The following is a 17,434-nucleotide window of genomic DNA, read 5'->3' on the forward strand; positions in this document are numbered from 1 at the left end:
ACATTTAGTCTAGACAGGCGCCGTTTGTCTGGAAATTGTCTTACAATAGCGTGCCGTTCTTCCGAAGCGTGACTCAGAGCCCGATTCGAAAGCTCATGATGGGAAATAATACCTTGCGAGCCTTCGCGTCATTACCCTGATGCTGGCGATGTTGATCCATGCGGCGGAGCTTTCGATGCACCTTTCCCAATCCTTCGCCAGCCGGCGGCATCATCCGCGTCAGGCGAAGGTGCGTTCAACAACCCATCGGCGCTGTCGATTTACACTTTAAACCGGAACACGGGCAATGTTTTGTCGGCTATGCGAAGGCAGCTTCTTTTCCGCACATTCACCCAATGAATGGGCGAAGAAGGTTGAGGTGGTTGGCGGCAGACGAACCTGCTTGCTCAGCGGCGTTGCGGAGAAGATGAAGGCTCTGGAATGCGAGAAACGGGAGCTGCGGCAGGCGAACGAGATCTTGCGCAGGGCATCCGCCTATTTTGCTTAATCCGCGCTCGTCCGCCCGTGCAAGCGATGATTTCTTATCATCGATGGGCGCCGCTTTCGGTTTTTCACGGACGGCGGGAATATGGTAGTGCGTCAATAAGCGCGTCGCTTTCCCGGCGCGCCGAAAATAATATCCGCTGCAGGGCCGTATCCCGGGCATTCTGCCTTCATCGCGCCGGAAACATCCGGCTAAAAACGGTTCACGCCACGTCGCAAATTGATCTGTCTGATATCGGGCTACCCCGCGGTCCTGTAATAAGACGATGAAGCGTCGTTGGGCGCTCCCGCCGCAAACCGAAGGTCCCGAGATGAAATCCCGCACAATCGCAACCATCGTTTTCGTCCTCGTCGTTCTCGGCGGCGCAGGCTACTGGCTCTGGAACCGGTATGAGGCGCCGAAGGGGCAACTGCCGGCGACAACGGCCGTCACGCGCGGCGATATCGAGGAGACCGTGCTTGCCACGGGCATCGTGAAACCCGTTCGCCTCGTCGCCGTCGGGGCCCAGGCGTCCGGCCGCATCACCCATGTGGCCGTAAAGCTCGGCGAGACGGTCAGGCAGGGAGACCTGATCGCCGAGATCGATTCCGGCACCCAGGAAAATGCCCTTCGCACCGCCCAGGCGGCACTGGACAACGCCAGGGCGCAGCTTCAGGAGAAACAGGCGACGCTAAAGCTCAACCAGCAGAAACTCGAGCGTTACACGGAACTGTTCAACAAGAACACGGGAACCCGCGCCGACTACGAAAGTGCGCTTGCCGAAGTCGACGTCACCACCGCTCAGATTGCGGCGATCCGGGCAGCCATCGTCGAGGCCGAGGTTGCCGTCGACACGGCGAAGGTCAATCTCGGCTACACCAGGATCACCGCGCCCAGCGACGGCACGGTGCTCGCCATCGTCAGCCAGGAGGGCCAGACGGTGAACGCGACGCAGTCGGCCCCGACCATCGTCGTTCTCGGCCAGCTTGACAGGATGACGGTGCGCACGGAAATTTCCGAGGCGGACATCACCAAGGTTTCACCCGGCATGCCCGTCACCTTTACCGTGTTCGGCGATCCCGACACGGTCTACCGTTCGACGCTCGAATCCATCGAGCCGGCGCCTGAATCGGTCAAGACCGACTCGAGTTTCTCGACATCCTCGTCAACCAGTTCGTCCTCGTCGGAAGCCGTCTACTATAACGGCGTGTTCACCGTTCCAAACGACGATGGAACGCTCAAGACCTACATGACCGCGGAGGTCGAGATCGTGCTCGGCACGGCCAGCAATGTGCTGACCATCCCCTCGTCGGTTCTCGGAACGCCCGATGGCGACGGACGCTACACGGTTCAAGTGCTGGACGACGCCGGCAAGATCACGCCGGCCCGGATCGAGATCGGTCTCGACAACCGCGTCAGGGTTGAAGTGAAATCCGGCCTCAGCGAGGGCGACCGCATCGCCACCGGCGGCGGCGATGCGAGCGGTGATCGCGAAGACACGCCCCGTCCGCCGATGGGGTTTTGATCCATGAACGCACCCCTTATCAGTCTTTCTGGAGTTTGCCGCGCCTTCCGGGCCGGCGACGAAGAGATCGAAGCGCTCAAGGGCGTCACCCTCGATATCGAGGAAGGCGAGATGGTGGCCATTATCGGCTCTTCGGGATCCGGCAAGTCGACGCTGATGAACATTCTCGGCTGCCTCGACAGGGCGACCGCCGGCGAATACCGGATCGCCGGGCGCGCGGTTTCCAGCCTCGACAGCGATGAGCTGGCGGCACAGCGCCGCGAGCATTTCGGCTTCATCTTCCAGCGTTACCATCTGCTGCCCGAATTGAGTGCGGTCGGCAATGTCGAAATTCCCGCGATCTATGCCGGAACCTCATCATTGTCGCGGCGCGAGCGCGCGGCGGCGTTGCTGACGCGGCTCGGCATGGCAGACCGCACCGGGCATCGCCCGGGGCAATTGTCCGGCGGCCAGCAGCAGCGCGTTTCCATTGCCCGCGCCCTGATGAATGGCGCCAATGTGATCCTTGCCGACGAGCCGACCGGCGCGCTCGATTCGCGCAGCGGGAATGACGTCCTCGAGATTCTCGAGGAGCTCAATGTCGAAGGTCACACCGTCATCATCGTGACCCACGATCCGGAAGTGGCAAGCCGTGCCGCGCGGATCATCGAGATCGCCGATGGCCAGATCACGGCCGACACGATCACGCGTCCGGCAAGCCGCCCGGCAGGGAGCGAGACCCGCAAGCCCCGCCAGAGGAGATCGTCGTTCCGCTTCGGCGCGGCGCTTTCGGAGGCCTTCCAGATGGCGCTTGTCGCCATGTGGGCGCACAAGCTCAGAAGCTTTCTCACCATGCTCGGCATCATCATCGGCATCGCCTCGGTGGTCAGCGTGGTCGCCATCGGACAGGGGGCGCAGTCAACGGTTCTGGAAAACATATCCAGTCTCGGCACTAATACGCTGGAGATCTTCGCGGGCAAGACCATCGGTGATGTCCGCGCCGGCAAGATCACCACGCTGGTCGTCAACGACGCCGTCGCGCTCTCCAACCAACCCTATGCCGCCGCCGTCACGCCGACCGTCTCGCGCGCCGCGACAGTTCGTTACGGATCGACGGAGTCCAATGCGCTCGTCAATGGCGTCGGCGCGCAGTATTTCAAGGCCAGGGCGCTTGAACTCGAGGAAGGCAGCCTTTTCAACCAGGCAGCCGTCAGGGCCCGCTCGCAGGATGTCGTCATCGACAGCGATACGCGCGACACATTGTTTGCGGCGGGCGAGGATCCGATCGGCAAGGTCATTCTGGCCGGCAACGTTCCGGCACGGGTCATCGGCGTGGTGAAAGCCAGTCAGACCGGGTTCGGTTCGAGCGGCAATCTCTCCCTCTACATGCCCTACACCGCCGTCCAGACACGCTTCCTCGGAGAGACGACGCTGCGCAGCGTCATTCTTCAGGTCGATGACAGCTATGACATGCGTGAAGCCGAAAACGCCGTGACGGAACTCTTGACGCAACGGCACGGCACCCAGGATTTCTATATCCTCAACACAGACGATATCCGCCAGACAATCACCAGCACCGCGTCAACGCTGGCGCTGCTGATCACGGCGATCGCGGTCATCTCGCTCGTGGTTGGCGGCATCGGGGTGATGAACATCATGCTGGTCTCGGTTTCCGAACGGGTCTCGGAAATCGGCGTGCGTATGGCGGTTGGCGCGCGGCGCAGCGATATCCTGCTTCAGTTCCTGATCGAGGCCATCATCGTCTGCCTGATCGGCGGCTGCCTCGGGATCGCGGCAGCGCTCGGCTTCGGCAGCCTGCTGACCGCGCTGAGCTCCGGCTTCTCCGTGCTCTATTCGCCCGGGTCGATCATCGTGGCGGTGATCTGTTCGACACTGATCGGCGTCACATTCGGCTATCTTCCGGCCCGGAGTGCATCGAAACTGGATCCGGTGGCGGCGCTCTCGGGTGAATGAAGCGGCTTGCTCAAAGGTTCAGAACAAGGCGTTCGCCAAAAAGGCATGAAATGCCACCCTTTCCGTGCGGCACGGCACGAAAGTGGTGACGGATATATTTCGAGGGGTTCGCAAGATCGTGTCGTAGCCGTGGCCCCTACTCCATTTATTCAGTCTTCTTGTCATTATGGCTCCTGTTGACGGCATGATGCCGCTCCATATCGACAGATGCCACGCTTTGCGAGATTGGCAAACACGACGTTCCAGGGGATGCATGTGGTGCGAAAAGTCTGGTTGTAACCCAGAAATATGGCCGCAACCGAAACCGGCAATAAAACCGGCAAAGCGATTGTTTCGTCTGATAACTATCACTTTGTTTGAAAAGAAGAATTTAACGGCATAGTGATCGGCAAAATATGACCGCTCTGGCGAGCATGGAGCCCCAGCTTCCCGAAAGCGACTTCCAGGAGGCGCTTGCCGCGTTGCTCGGTAAGGACGCGCCGAACCTGTCGCCGTTGATCGGACGGCTGAAAGAGGAGTGGCGGGCCGACCATGATCGCTGGCAGTATCGCGATCCCTGCGCGCGCCGCTACGTCTACATCCGGGCCGATGGTGTCTATCTCCAGGCGCGCATGGAGGACGATGCCGCCTCTCATGCCGGTCGTCATCGGCGCGCTGCCGGAAGGCAGGAAGGAACTGGCCGGCTTTCAGGTTGGCATGCGCCTCTCATAGCACAATCCATCCGGCCCCATTTCTTCAAACTGCGGCAATCCGTCCACCCTGCCTAGGGTAAAAACAGTGGTTGGACCGACCGCGACATCGGCCTCATTCCCTGCACCTCCCAGAGATAAACGGCCACAGCTTCGCGGTTACCTTGCAACCCGACATCTTATATTGTTCTTTCAACGCTGACCCTCCTATATGGGCCAAATCTCGGTTTGGTCTTGTTGAACGATCGGATAACCGACCAGAATGATGGATGAAACGAGCGTGGACGATCCGAACGAAAGCCTTCCGGAACAGCTTGAGCGCGCGCGCGTGGCCTGGTTCTACTTCGTGGGCGGACTGACCCAGCAGGAAATCGCGGCCCGGATGAACATGACCAGGCTGCGGGTGAACAGGATCATCGGTCAGGTGCGCGAGAATGGCGAGGTCCAGATCGATGTCAAGCTGCCGCTCAGCGGCTGCATTGCGCTGGCCGAGGCCGTTGCCGAACGTTACGGCCTTGCCGAAGCCACGGTGGTTCCCGACGTGCCGGATTTTCTGGAACAGAAACGGGTGATCGGGGAGGCGGCCGGTTCGATGGCCGGCAGCCTGATAGAGCGCCGAGATCTGGGGATCGGTATCGCAACAGGCCGTACGCTCAGCTTTGCCGTGCGCCGTCTCAACGCGCGCCCCCATGCTAACAGTTGGGTCGTCGGCCTGACCGGCGGCGCCACGCGCTCGTCCGGGACCAACACCTTCGAGGTGGCGACGAGCTTTGCCCGCAAGCTGGGCATCGAATGCCACTATCTGACAGCGCCGCTCTATTGTGCTTCGCCCGAAAGCCGCGAGGCGCTGCTCCTGATCGATGAACTGACGGATGTACTGGCCCGAACCGAGATCGCGGATCTCGGCATCGCCTCTTGCGGCTGGCTTGCCGAGGACACGACGCTGACGCAGATCAGGGTCGTGAAGGATAATCTGGATGAGATCCTGAAACGGGGCGCCGTCGGCGAATTCCTGGGCTGTTTCCTGGATGCGCAGGGGCAACCGGTCGATCATTTCCTGAATGACTCGATTATGGCGCTCAGCCCCGAGAAGATGAAGCTCAAGCCGATGTCCATGCTGGTTTCAGGCGGCATCGAGAAGGTGCAGATCATCCGGGCGATCCTGCGTGGCGGCTACGTCAACCGGCTTGCAACGAATGAATCCGTGGCCCGAGCGCTGATGGCCGGACCACGCTAGAGTTTGTCAGGGAAAAGTGGAATCCGGTTTTCCCGAAAAGACAAACGAAAACAAATAAATCTAGAGTCTGTCTGGTTCGATTTTAACCTGACAGACTCTAGAGCAATTCCAGGTGAAGTGGATACCGGTTCACCGTCCGGAATTGCGCAAAAACAAAGAGATGGATCGTTTTCGCGATTCGAGGAAAAGCGGAAACGATCTAGATCTCATACGGGCGCGCGGGCCTCTGCCAGAGCGGTTGCCATTGCACGCAGCGTGACCCATGTCGACGCTGCGCCCGGGTCGATATGACCTTTGGAGCGCGCGCCGAGTTTGGCGGAGCGGCCGCGGCGGGACTCAAAGTTGACCGTTGCATTCATGCCGTCTTCCGCGCCGTCGCGGGCAGCATTCATGACATCGACTTCCGATCCGGAGGCGGCGGCTTGTTGCGCGCGCTCCACCGCCGGGACCCAGGCGTCGACCATTGTCTTGTCGCCCGGGTCGGCGCGGCCTCGGTCGCGCACACCCTGGAGCGCTGCGGCAAGCCATGCAGCCAGCGCCTCGGCATCGAGGTTCAGGCGGTCACTGACCGCTGCGCCTGCGCGCAGGAAGGCTGTCGCGTAGAGGGGGCCGGACGAGGCGCCGACTGCATCGAGGAAGGCTTTCGCCATGCGCTTGCAGCTTCCCTCGATGGTCTCGTCTTGCTCGGCATTGGCGAGTGCACCCTGAACGGCCTTCCAGCCGATTTCCATGGTGACGCCGTGGTCGCCGTCGCCGATCACGCCGTCCAGTTCGGACAGCCAATCGCGCTCGGCAATGATCTCGTCGCCGGCCCGTTGCATCATAGCGCGGAAGACGGCGGGCGTGATAGCGCCTTCACGTTTCAGATTCGTTGCGACTTTCGACTGGGCGGGACTGTCGCCTGTCTGCGCCGTCCTTCTCAGCGAACGGGCGCTGCTCGCTGCGGCGCCTTCGATGGCCCCGACCGTCAGAGCCGGCGTCTGGCACGGATGGTCCAGAAGTCGCGTGAGCTCGTCGTCCAGCCTGATGAGGGTGATGGACGCGCCCGCCATTTCCAGCGAGGTCGCATATTCCCCGACCCATGAATGATGGATTTCGATGCCTCTTTCGTCCAGGACATGCTTGAGCCGGTCGAAGATGATGTAGAGTTCGATCAATGAGGTCGATCCGAGCCCGTTGACCAGCACTGCGACGCGGTCACCTTTCACGGGGGCCATTTCGTTCAGGATCGAATCCAGCAGTTCGTCCGTCACCGTGTCGGCCGGGGCCAGCTTCTCGCGCCGGACACCGGGCTCTCCGTGAAGGCCCATGCCGATTTCCATATCTTCGTCGCCGATTTCGAAATTCGGCTTGCCGGTCTGGGGCAGGGAGCATGGACCCAGCGCAACGCCCATCGACAGCGTGGCGTCGTTTGCCTTTTGGGCCAGCGCCTCAACCCGCGCGAGCGGTTCGCCGAGATCGGCTGCGGCGCCTGCGATCTTGAACACGAAGAAATCACCCGCAATGCCGCGCCGCTCTGCGCGTCGGTCCGCCGGTGCGGAGGCGACGTCGTCTGCGACCCGTACCTGCCGTACCTGCGTTCCCGCTGCTTCAAGCTCTTCCGCGGCCATGGTGAAGTTCATCACGTCGCCAGTGTAGTTACCATAAAGAAAGACGACGCCCGCTCCGCCGTCCGCCGCACGGGCGGCGTCGAGGATCTGTTCTGGAGAGGGGGACGCGAAGATGTTCCCGACCGCCGCGGCATCGGCAAGGCCGCGTCCCACATAGCCGGCGAACGCGGGCTCGTGCCCCGAGCCGCCGCCAACGACGATCCCCACCTTTCCGTCTCGCGGACCATCCACGGCGACAATGGCGCGTCCCGTGCCTCCTTCGCGCATCAGCATGTCAGGATGCGCCGCCACCATGCCCGAGATCAGCTGAGGGATGATGTCTTCGGGCGCGTTGATGAGTTTCTTGGTCTTGGTCATTTGAATTCCACTTTGTCAGATCATGCGCCGTCGCGGCGAAGATAGCGGCGGGAGATCGCGTCGAACGAGATTGCGATAACCACGATGGCACCGGATACGACGCCCTGCCAATAGGGTGAAACACCGAACAGGACGATGATGTTCTCGATGATCGCGATGATGCAGGCGCCAAAGATCGCGCCGAGCGGCGATCCGACGCCGCCTGTGGTCGCGACCCCGCCGATGACCGCCGCGGCAATTGGCGCCAGCACCCAGGCCTGCCCGATGGAGGGTTGGGCGGTTCCGAGCCGCGCCACCATCAGCAGACCCGCAAGGGCGGACAGCATGCCGGCGAAGGTAAAGACCAGAATACGGATACGGTCAACGCGAATGCCCAGCATGCGGGCGGCTGCCGCATTGTTGCCGATGGCGTACATGTAACGGCCCATGGCGGTTTTCATTGTCAGAAAAAGCGCGGCGACCAGAACGACGAGCATGATCAGGAACGGTACCGGAAGGCCAAACACGTTTCCCCGGCCAAGGAACTGGATACCCTGCGGAATGTTCGTGATGGCAACGCCCTTCGTCAGCACGAGAATAGCACCGCCATAAATGCCCGCCGTGCCGATCGTCAGAACCAGCGAATGCAGGCCGAGCGCGGTGACCAGGAAACCGTTCAGGAAGCCAAGAGCCATGCCCAGCGCGAGCGCCAGAACCAGGGCCACGCCCCAGGGGAGGCCCGCCTGCACCATCAGCATGCCGGAGACCACCCCACACAGGCCGCCTATGGTTCCAAGCGACAGATCAAGCTCGCCCAGGATCATCAGGGACGACTGAGCGATCGTCACCAGCCCGACGAAAGCCAGCCCGCGCGCGATCACCGACATGTTGTAGCCCGACAGGAAATAGGGCGATATCAACGCTGAAACGGCAAAAATGACGACAAGCGCAACGAAGACGCCGGCAAGCGGATTGCGGACCAGGATTGCAAGCGGGGAGGATGCGCGTTTTTGAGCGGTCGGATCAATTGACATGAAAAGCCTCTGCCTCGTTGGTGGTCTGTGCGTCAGACCCGGTTCCGGTCGCAAAGATTGCGCCAACCAATGTTTCGGTATCGGTGGTGGCGGCATCAAAGTCGCCCGTGATGCGGCCGCCATGCATGGTGATGATCCGGCTTGCGCAACGACGCAGTTCCGTCATTTCCGAGGAGATCAGGATGATGCCGACGCCTTCTTCGGCGAGCTGCTTCATGATCCGGTAGATTTCCGCTTTTGTACGGATGTCAATGCCCTTCGTGGGTTCGTCGAAGATCAGGATGCGCGGCGTGATCGCCATGGCCCGGCCGATGATCGCCTTCTGCTGGTTGCCGCCGGAAAGATTGGAAATCCGCTGGCCGGGACTTGAGGCCATGATGCCGTAATCGTCGATTACCCGGCGCACAAGCTTGCTTTCCTTGCCGAAATCGATGCCGGCGGCGCCAGACGTGAGCGACAATGCGGAGATCCCGATGTTTTCCCGAAGCGACAGAAGCGGAAAAATCCCGTGTTGCTTGCGTTCCTCGGACAGATAAAGCATGCCGGCGTTGACCGAGGCTGCCGTATCGTTCAAACGCCAATTGCGACCTTCAACCTCGACCTGGCCCGAGGATGCCTTGCGAAAGCCGAAAATGGTCTGCATCAGTTCCGATCGGCCGGCGCCCACCAGTCCGGCAAAGCCCAGAACCTCGCCCCGGTTCAGGCGAAAGCTGATGTCGCTGAACATGTGACCCGACAGGTGTTCCACGCTCATGATCGTGTCGGTCACGGCACAGTCTGGGCGGAAATGCTCGTTGATCGCCACCTCGCGGCCCGACATGGCCCGGATCAAAGCGGCTTCATCGATATCGGCCACCTGGCCCGCATCCACCTTCCGGCCATTGCGCAGAACAGTGTAATCATCGCCGATCTCGAAGACTTCCTCCATCTTGTGCGAGATGAAGACGATGGCGTGGTCCCTGTCCAGAAATCCGCGGATCACCTTGAAGATGCGCGCCACTTCGCGCGCCGTCAGAGCCGAGGTCGGCTCGTCCAGTATCAGGACCTTCATGTCCTTGTTGGTCGAGGCGCGGGCGATCTGCAGAAGCTGCTGGTCGGGCACCGATATGTGCCGCACAAGATCGGACGGCCTTGCCTCGATGCCGAACCTGTCGAGATAGGTCTGTGCCTCCGCCTCCATCCGCCGGCGGTTCACGAACGGACCGTGTCCGGTGCGATCGAACGGCATGAACAGGTTTTCCGCCACGCTGACATCGGCGAAAAGCGACAGTTCCTGAGGAACATAGGCAATTTTTCGAAAGAGATCAGGATGATCGGAGGGGTCCTTGCCGTCGATCTCGATCGTGCCGGTTGTCGCACGGTCGGAGCCGGTCAGGATCTTTACCAGTGTGGATTTTCCGGCGCCGTTTTCGCCAGCCAGAATATGGGTCCGACCCAGTTCCACGTCGAGATCAACATCGTCAAGCGCGGTCACGCCGGGAAAAACCCTGCTGAGGCCGCGTGCCTTTAGGTAGGTCATGTGTCCTCCTGAGCATCCTTCCGATCAATCCATTGAGAGGCATTGAAAGGAGCCCGGGCCGCAGATGCGGTCCGGAGAATGCGGCCGGCGGAAGGCCGGCCGCGGCAAACGGCTCAGCCGTCCACATTGTCCTTGGTCAGGAACGCATTGCCCGTATCGAGATACTGCGGAACCGGAGCGCCGGTGGCCTGTGCCCAGAGCAGCATGACCGACCAGTAGCCCTGAAGCTCGGGCTGCGAAGCGGACGAACTGTCCGCGACACCCGAACGGATCATGTCGAGCATCTCCGGCAGGTTGTCGAGGCCAACCAGCGTGACCTGACCCTGTTTTCCGGCTTCGATGATCGCCTGGCCGATACCGATCGGTCCGGCGGCGTCGGACGCAACCCAGCCCTTCAGGTTCGGATGGGCCTGCATGATGGCGGCAGCCTGCTGCTGTGCCGTCTCGATGCTGTCATTGTCGATGCCTTCGGCAACGACCTCGATGCCGTCATGCTCGGCGAACACCTCGCGATGGCAATCGGCGCGGATGGAATGGTTGGGCGCGGTGGGCACGCCCATCATGATCGCGACTTCGCCTTCGCCGTCGAGGATCTCGACCAGCCGCCGCGAAGCGATCTTGGCCTGTTCGCAGAAATCGGAACCGATATAGGGGATCGCCATGCCTTCCGGCGGGATCGAATCGAAGATCACGAGCGGAATGTTCTGGCTCTGAGCGGCTTCGAGCGACCCGCGATTGCCCGATGGGTCGAGCAGATCGATTGCGATGCCGTCGGGGCGTGTCGAGATCGCGCTTTCCACGATCTGAACCTGCTGGACGACGTCCGCCGTCTGCGGAGCGGAGTAGACGATGTCGATATCCGCGCCGGTCTGAGCCTTCAGGGCTTCAGCAGCCATCTTTGCGCCGTCATTGACCTTGTCGAACCACGGATGAACGACCTTCGGCACGATCAGAAAGCGGTAGCTGTCCTTCTTGACAGTCCCAGGTGCATCCTGCGCGACAGCGGCCAGGGGAATGGCAATAGCCAATCCCGCCAGCAAGGCGGTGAGTTTCTTCATCAGATTTCCTCCCGGTTATGTTTGCCGCTCATGGAAGCGGCCCTCCTGGCAGAGGGGCGAAAATCCCCAACGGCCAATCACTGAATACATCTGTTAAATTTAAAATACAAGTGCATCGGACGTATCATCCAGGGCGATCGGGTGAAGGAGTAGGTGACAAAGGTTTGAATTGCTGAATCAGTTGCGCTCCTCTGGATGGAGGAACAACGACGATGACGGATAGCGATCGGGAGCATGGCGGATTTTTTGAGGAGGCGGGTGTTTTTCTGGGATATTTCGAGGATATTCCGGACGGGCGTGAGGTCGGCAAGGTCGGCTACCCACTGAGCGAGGTGCTGCTGCTGTGCCTGCTGGCGGTATTGTCGGGGGCGGAAACCTTCACGGACATCGCGAATTTTGGCCATCGGAAACTGAGTTTTCTGCGTCGGTTTCGGCCCTTTTCCGGTGGCACACCGTCGCATGATCATCTCGGCGACATCCTTGCCACGCTTGATGCCGCGGCGTTTCAGCGCTGTTTTGTCGCCTGGGTCACGTCGCTGACCGGCCTGGCGACAGAGGTGATCGCCATCGATGGCAAGACCGTGCGCCGGTCGAAAGGGGCCAAGGCGGCGATCCACATGGTCTCGGCGTTCGCCGCGCGCCAACGTCTGGTGCCGGGTCAGGTCAAGGTTGGCGACAAGGTTGGCGACAAGGCTAACGAGATCGTCGCGATCCCCCACCTTCTGAAGGTGCTGGCGATCGAGGGGGCGATCGTGACCATCGACGCCATGGGCTGCCAGCGTACGATTGCGCAGCAGATCGTCGACCAGAAGGCCGACTATGTCCGCGCCCTCAAGAGCAATCAAAGCGCGCTGCGCGACGATGTCAGCCTGTTCGTGACCGAGCGGAAAGCCAGGCAATACGCCGATACCGTGATCAGTCGACATGAGACCATCGATGGCGATCATGGTCGGATCGAAACCAGGACCGCGACTGTCCTGCATGATATCGCCTGGCTTCAGCAACGCCACAAATGGCCCGCCCTGAAATCCGTCGTCGTCATCGACGGCATACGCGAAACCGGCAGCAAAACCGAGCGGGAGACCCGCTTATACATCAGTTCGTTGAATCTGCCCGCCGACAAGCTCGGACCGATCGTTCGCAGTCATTGGGCCATTGAGAACAGCCTGCACTGGGTGATGGACATGGTCTTCCGCGACGACGAATGCCGCGTGCGAACCGAAAACGCCCCAGCCAACTTCACCACCATCAAACATATCGCAACCAATCTGCTGCGATTGCCGACCTCCAGAGATTCACTCCGCTCAAGGCGAAAAATCACCGCCTGGGACGACGACTTCCTCGCAAGCCTCATTGCCGATGATCCGGTCACCCGATTCCACTGGGCGAAGGCCCGGTGGCTTGACGGACAGGGTTGAATATGGCCTAAGGCTGGCCTGAACGGCCGCCGTTTCCAAGGACCTGCTGCGGCCCAGCACATTCAGCATTTTCAGGGAAGCAGCCGGCCTGGCCGGCGCTACGGACAAAAACAATGAGCACAACCGGCCCCCGCCTGCGCATCGCGCCATCTCCCACCGGCGAGCCGCATGTCGGCACCGCCTATACCGCGCTGTTCAACTATCTCTACGCAAAAAAGATGGGCGGCACCTTCATTCTGCGCATCGAGGACACCGACGCCACGCGCTCGACCCCCGAATTCGAGAAGAACGTGCTCGACGCGCTGAAATGGTGCGGGCTTGAGTGGGCGGAAGGCCCGGATGTCGGCGGTCCCTACGGTCCCTATCGCCAGTCGGATCGCAAGGACCTCTACAAGCCCTATGTCGATCGCCTCGTCGCCGAAGGCCACGCCTTCCATTGCTTCTGCACGCCCGAACGGCTGGAGCGGATGCGCGCCGGCCAGCGCGCCGAAGGCCGCGCCCCGAAATATGACGGACTGTGCATGCATCTGAAAGCCGAAGAGGTCACCGCCCGTATCGCGGCCGGCGAGCCCAATGTCGTGCGCATGAAGATCCCGACCGAAGGCGCGTGCAAGTTCACCGACGGCGTCTACGGCGATGTCGAAATCCCGTGGGACGCTGTCGACATGCAGGTTCTGCTGAAGGCCGACGGCATGCCGACCTATCACATGGCAAACGTCGTCGACGACCACATGATGAAGATCACCCATGTGGCGCGCGGCGAGGAGTGGCTGGCCTCGGTGCCGAAGCATATCCTGCTCTATACCTATCTGGGGCTCGAACCGCCGCAGTTCTTCCACTTGCCGCTGATGCGCAATCCCGACAAATCGAAACTGTCGAAGCGCAAGAACCCGACCTCGATCTCCTATTATTCGGCGCTCGGCTACCTGCCGGAAGCGCTGATGAATTTCCTCGGCCTGTTCTTCATCCAGATATCCGAGGGCGAAGAGCTGATGACGATGGATCAGCTCATCGAAAAATTCGACGCCGACAACCTCAACAAGTCCGGCGCCGTGTTCGACACCCAGAAGCTCGAATGGCTGAACGGAAGGTTCCTGCGCGAGACGCTGTCGGAGGAGGATTTCATCCTCCGCGTCGCCGTCTGGGCCTCGGAAAACGCGCGGCTGAAGGAGGGACTGAAGCTCTCCCAGAGCCGGATCACCAAGCTCGGCGAACTGCCGGCGCTGATGGGCTTCCTGCTGCAGTCCGACATGGTTCCGGAGGCGGAAGCCTTCGCGAAGATCAAGAAGACCAATCCGGCGGAAATCCTGGAAATCCTGCAGGCGGTGCAGCCGGTGCTGGAGAAACTCGTCGAGTGGAATGCCGCGACGGTTGAAGAAGCGTTGCGCCGGCTTTCCGAAGACATCGACAAGAAGCTGCGCACCGTGGTCGCGCCATTGTTCGTCGCCATGTCCGGCTCGTCACGCTCGCTGCCGTTGTTTGACTCGATGGCCATTCTCGGCCGTGCGGTTGTGCGCCAGCGGCTGAAGACGGCTGAAGGCGTGGTCGCGGCAATGGTCGCAGAAGAGGCAGGCAAGTAACATGAACAAGAAGACTGAAGAGCAGGCGCTCTCCTCCGACGCGACCGAAGTCCGCGCGCAGAAGCTCGAAATCCTGCGCGAGAAGATCGGCGACGTCTATCCGGCGCATTTCCACCGCACCATCACCAATGCCGAACTGGCCGAGAAATACGCCGACCTGCCCGATGACGTGACGACCGAGGATGTCGTCACCGTTGCCGGCCGCGTCTATTCTATGCGCAATTCCGGCATGTTCGTCGATCTGCGCGATGCGTCCGGCAAGATCCAGATTTTCTCGCACAAGGACACGACGCCCGAAGCGGTGCGCGAATTATGGTCGCTGGTGGATCTCGCTGACATTGTCGGCGTCACCGGCGTCGTGCGCCGCACCAGGCGCGGCGAGCTGACGATCAACGCCCAGGAGCTTACCATGCTCACCAAGGCGCTGAAGCCGATGCCGGAAAAATACCACGGGCTTGCCGATATCGAGACGCGCTATCGCCAGCGTTATCTCGACATCATGAGCAACGAGGATTCCAAGCTGCGCTTCATCCAGCGCTCGCAGGTGCTTTCCGGCGTGCGGCGTTTCCTCGAGGACGAGGGCTTCATGGAAGTCGAGACGCCGATGCTGCAGTCGATCTATGGCGGCGCCACGGCCGATCCGTTCAAGACGCACCACAATGCGCTCGACATCGACATGTATCTCCGCATCGCGCCGGAGCTCTATCTCAAGCGCATCCTGGTCTCGGGCCTCACCGACAAGGTGTTCGAGGTCAACCGCAACTTCCGCAACGAAGGCGTTTCGACCCGGCACAATCCCGAATTCACGATGATGGAGTGTTACTGGGCCTATGCCGATTACGAGGACATGATGGGCCTCGTTGAGCGCATGTTCGAGGCCTTGGCCATCAGGCTGCACGGCCAGACAAAACTGCCCTTCGGCGACATCGAACTCGATTTCAAGGGACCGTTCCGGCGGGTTCCGATGCCCGATGCGGTCATGGAAGCGACCGGCATTGACTTCCGGTCGATCGCGACCGACGAGGAAGCCCGCGCCGCCGCGAAGGCCGCCGGTTTCGAGATCGAGGATGACTGGACCTGGGGCGAATGCCTCGCCTTCATCTTCGAGGAAAAGGTCGAGGACACGCTGATCCAGCCCGCCCATGTGACCCATTTCCCGAAGGACATTTCGCCGTTTGCCAAGGAAGTGCCGGGCGAGCCACGCCTGGTCGAGCGTTTCGAGACCTATGTCAATGGCTGGGAACTGGGCAATGCCTTCTCCGAGCTCAACGATCCGGTCGAACAGCGCCGCCGCATGGTCGAGCAGCTCGAGCAGTCCCATGCCCGCGGCGAAACCGAAAAGCGCCTCGACGACGATTTCCTCAACGCCATGGACCACGGCATGCCGCCCGCAGGCGGCCTCGGGATCGGCATCGACCGCCTGATCATGCTTCTGACCAACGGCCCCTCGATCCGCGACGTCATCCTGTTCCCGGCCCGGCGCCACAAGGATTGATCCTTGCTACGCTGCCCGCTCCGGCCGGCAGCTCTGATGGTTGAGAGACCTTTTCACACTCACGGGTGTCATCCTCGGGCTTGACCCGAGGATCCAGGCGGGCTCGCACGGCGTCAAAAAAACGTCAGAATTCAATTGCCTGCTCAGTATGGATGCTCGGGTCAAGCCCGAGCATGACCCCTGTGGGAGAGGTTAGCTGGAATCAAAGGCTCTGAAGCTGCGGCTTCGGCCGGTAGCGTCTCTCAGCGCGCGGCAAGCCTGCGGCTGAAGATCAGCGGGACCAGCACCAGCGTCACGGCCGGAAACACCAGCCAGTTCATCAGGCTCCAGCCATTGTCGATATGCACCAGCGCGCCGGCGAGGAAGGAGGCGGTGGCGGTGGAGCCGAAGACGAGGAAATCGTTGAGGCCCTGCACCTTGCCGCGCTCTTCCGGCGTATGGCAGTCGGTGATCATCGCGGTCGCGCCGATGAAGCCGAAATTCCAGCCGACGCCGAGCAGGATCAGCGCCAGCCAGAAATGCGTCAGGCCGAGGCCGGAAAGCGCGATCACCGCGCAGCCGGCAATCAGCGCCAGACCGGTCGCGGCAATCGTTTCCTTGCCGAAACGGGCGATCAGCCGGCCGGTGAAAAAGCTTGGCCCGAACATTGCCAGCACGTGCCACTGAATGCCGAGCGTTGCCTGGCCGACGGAATGGCCGCAGGCGATCATCGCAAGCGGCGTCGCCGTCATGATGAAGGCCATCAGCGCATAGGAAACGACGCCGGTCGCGGCGGCCATGATGAAGCGGGGCGAGCGGGCGATCTCGGAAAGCGGTCGTCCGCCGGAGATGGAGACCGCGACGGGGCGCGGGATTTTCAGTCGCGATACCAGCAGCAGCGTCAGAAACGCAAGCACCGCAAGGCCGATGAAGCTTGCGACATAAGGAAGGCCCGGCACGGCATCGACCGTCCAGATCGCCACTTGCGGGCCGATGATGGCAGCGGCAAGCCCGCCGACCATGACCCGCGAGATCGCCTTCGCCTTCATGTCTCCCGAAGCCGTATCGGCGGCCGCGAAACGGAAGCTCTGGATGTATGAGCCATAAAGGCCAACCGTCGTGATGGCGAGGCAGAACAGGATGAAGGTGCTCGCGGCAATCGCGGTCGCGGCCAGAAGTCCGCCGCAGATGCCGATCATCGCGCCGAAAATATAGCCCTCGCGCCGGCCGAAGCGGCGCATGATCCAGGCGGCCGGCAGGGTACCGATCGCAACGCCGACATTGTAGAGGCTGACCGGAAAGGTTGCGAGCGCCGGATCGGGCGCCAGCACCGTGCCGATAATGCCGCCGAGCGAGATCACGATCGGCGGCGCGGCGCCGCCGACGGCCTGCGCCATCGTCAGGATATTGATGTTGCGGAAAGCGGTGCTGTCGGTCATGGGGGTCTCCGGCCTCGTCATCCTCCACCGTCGGTCGGCGGAAGGGCCGGTTAGTCCCTAGCGCATCCGTGCGAAAACCGGAATGGTTTTTGCGCTTTC

The 17,434-nt window shown here is 61.4% G+C and carries 11 protein-coding genes and 3 pseudogenes; 8 read left to right on the forward strand and 6 right to left on the reverse strand.

Annotated elements, in window-relative coordinates; all coding sequences use genetic code 11:
* Positions 1–93: 93 nt before the first annotated feature.
* Positions 94–252: pseudogene (locus HQ843_RS11350) on the reverse strand (IS5/IS1182 family transposase); the annotation flags it as partial.
* 148 nt (positions 253–400) lie between these two features.
* Between HQ843_RS11350 and HQ843_RS30025 the strand changes: the two are divergent.
* The 5 genes and pseudogenes from HQ843_RS30025 to HQ843_RS11370 form a co-directional block, all read left to right on the forward strand.
* Positions 401–525: pseudogene (locus HQ843_RS30025) on the forward strand (IS3 family transposase); the annotation flags it as partial.
* A gap of 269 nt (positions 526–794) precedes the next feature.
* Positions 795–1,988 carry an efflux RND transporter periplasmic adaptor subunit gene (locus tag HQ843_RS11355; protein WP_180898214.1) on the forward strand — a complete coding sequence of 398 codons (1,194 nt, stop codon included), beginning with the start codon at positions 795–797 and terminating at the stop codon, positions 1,986–1,988.
* A gap of 3 nt (positions 1,989–1,991) precedes the next feature.
* The gene (locus tag HQ843_RS11360; protein WP_180898213.1) at positions 1,992–3,941 is read left to right on the forward strand and encodes a MacB family efflux pump subunit; all 1,950 of its coding nucleotides are present in this window, start codon (positions 1,992–1,994) and stop codon (positions 3,939–3,941) included.
* Between the two features lie 437 nt (positions 3,942–4,378).
* A pseudogene (locus HQ843_RS11365) lies at positions 4,379–4,649 on the forward strand (IS256 family transposase); the annotation flags it as partial.
* Positions 4,650–4,892: 243 nt separating this feature from the next.
* Positions 4,893–5,867, forward strand: coding sequence for a sugar-binding transcriptional regulator (locus tag HQ843_RS11370; RefSeq protein WP_246710349.1), 975 nt, complete (start codon positions 4,893–4,895; stop codon positions 5,865–5,867).
* A 206-nt stretch (positions 5,868–6,073) separates the two neighbouring features.
* Here HQ843_RS11370 and dhaL read toward each other — a convergent pair whose 3' ends face one another.
* The 4 genes from dhaL to HQ843_RS11390 form a co-directional block, all read right to left on the reverse strand.
* Complete coding sequence (gene dhaL, locus HQ843_RS11375; RefSeq protein ID WP_180898212.1) at positions 6,074–7,834, reverse strand: dihydroxyacetone kinase subunit DhaL; 1,761 nt, start codon at positions 7,832–7,834, stop codon at positions 6,074–6,076.
* A 20-nt stretch (positions 7,835–7,854) separates the two neighbouring features.
* Positions 7,855–8,847 carry an ABC transporter permease gene (locus HQ843_RS11380; protein WP_180898211.1) on the reverse strand — a complete coding sequence of 331 codons (993 nt, stop codon included), beginning with the start codon at positions 8,845–8,847 and terminating at the stop codon, positions 7,855–7,857.
* Positions 8,837–10,366 (reverse strand): sugar ABC transporter ATP-binding protein, encoded by a 1,530-nt coding sequence (locus HQ843_RS11385; RefSeq protein WP_180898210.1) that lies wholly within the window; start codon positions 10,364–10,366, stop codon positions 8,837–8,839. The genes HQ843_RS11380 and HQ843_RS11385 overlap by 11 nt, the downstream gene beginning before the upstream one ends.
* Before the next feature lie 113 nt (positions 10,367–10,479).
* A complete protein-coding gene (locus tag HQ843_RS11390) occupies positions 10,480–11,424 on the reverse strand; it encodes a substrate-binding domain-containing protein (RefSeq protein WP_180898209.1) in 945 nt (314 codons plus the stop codon).
* A 212-nt stretch (positions 11,425–11,636) separates the two neighbouring features.
* On the opposite strand from HQ843_RS11390, the gene HQ843_RS11395 reads away from it, so the two are divergent.
* From HQ843_RS11395 to lysS, 3 genes are all read left to right on the forward strand, one after another.
* On the forward strand, positions 11,637–12,842 hold the full coding sequence (locus HQ843_RS11395) for an ISAs1 family transposase (RefSeq protein WP_180898208.1): 1,206 nt from the start codon (positions 11,637–11,639) through the stop codon (positions 12,840–12,842).
* Positions 12,843–12,955: 113 nt separating this feature from the next.
* Positions 12,956–14,422: a glutamate--tRNA ligase gene (gene gltX, locus HQ843_RS11400; RefSeq protein ID WP_180898207.1), complete on the forward strand. Its 1,467-nt coding sequence runs from the start codon at positions 12,956–12,958 to the stop codon at positions 14,420–14,422.
* Position 14,423: 1 nt separating this feature from the next.
* Entirely contained in the window at positions 14,424–15,917 is a 1,494-nt protein-coding gene (lysS, locus tag HQ843_RS11405) for a lysine--tRNA ligase (RefSeq protein ID WP_180898206.1), read from the forward strand.
* A gap of 242 nt (positions 15,918–16,159) precedes the next feature.
* Here the strand turns inward: lysS and HQ843_RS11410 are convergent, their stop codons facing one another.
* The gene (locus HQ843_RS11410) at positions 16,160–17,335 is read right to left on the reverse strand and encodes an MFS transporter (RefSeq protein WP_180898205.1); all 1,176 of its coding nucleotides are present in this window, start codon (positions 17,333–17,335) and stop codon (positions 16,160–16,162) included.
* Positions 17,336–17,434: the final 99 nt, after the last annotated feature.

The sequence above is a fragment of the Martelella sp. NC20 genome, from assembly GCF_013459645.1.
GTDB lineage: Bacteria > Pseudomonadota > Alphaproteobacteria > Rhizobiales > Rhizobiaceae > Martelella.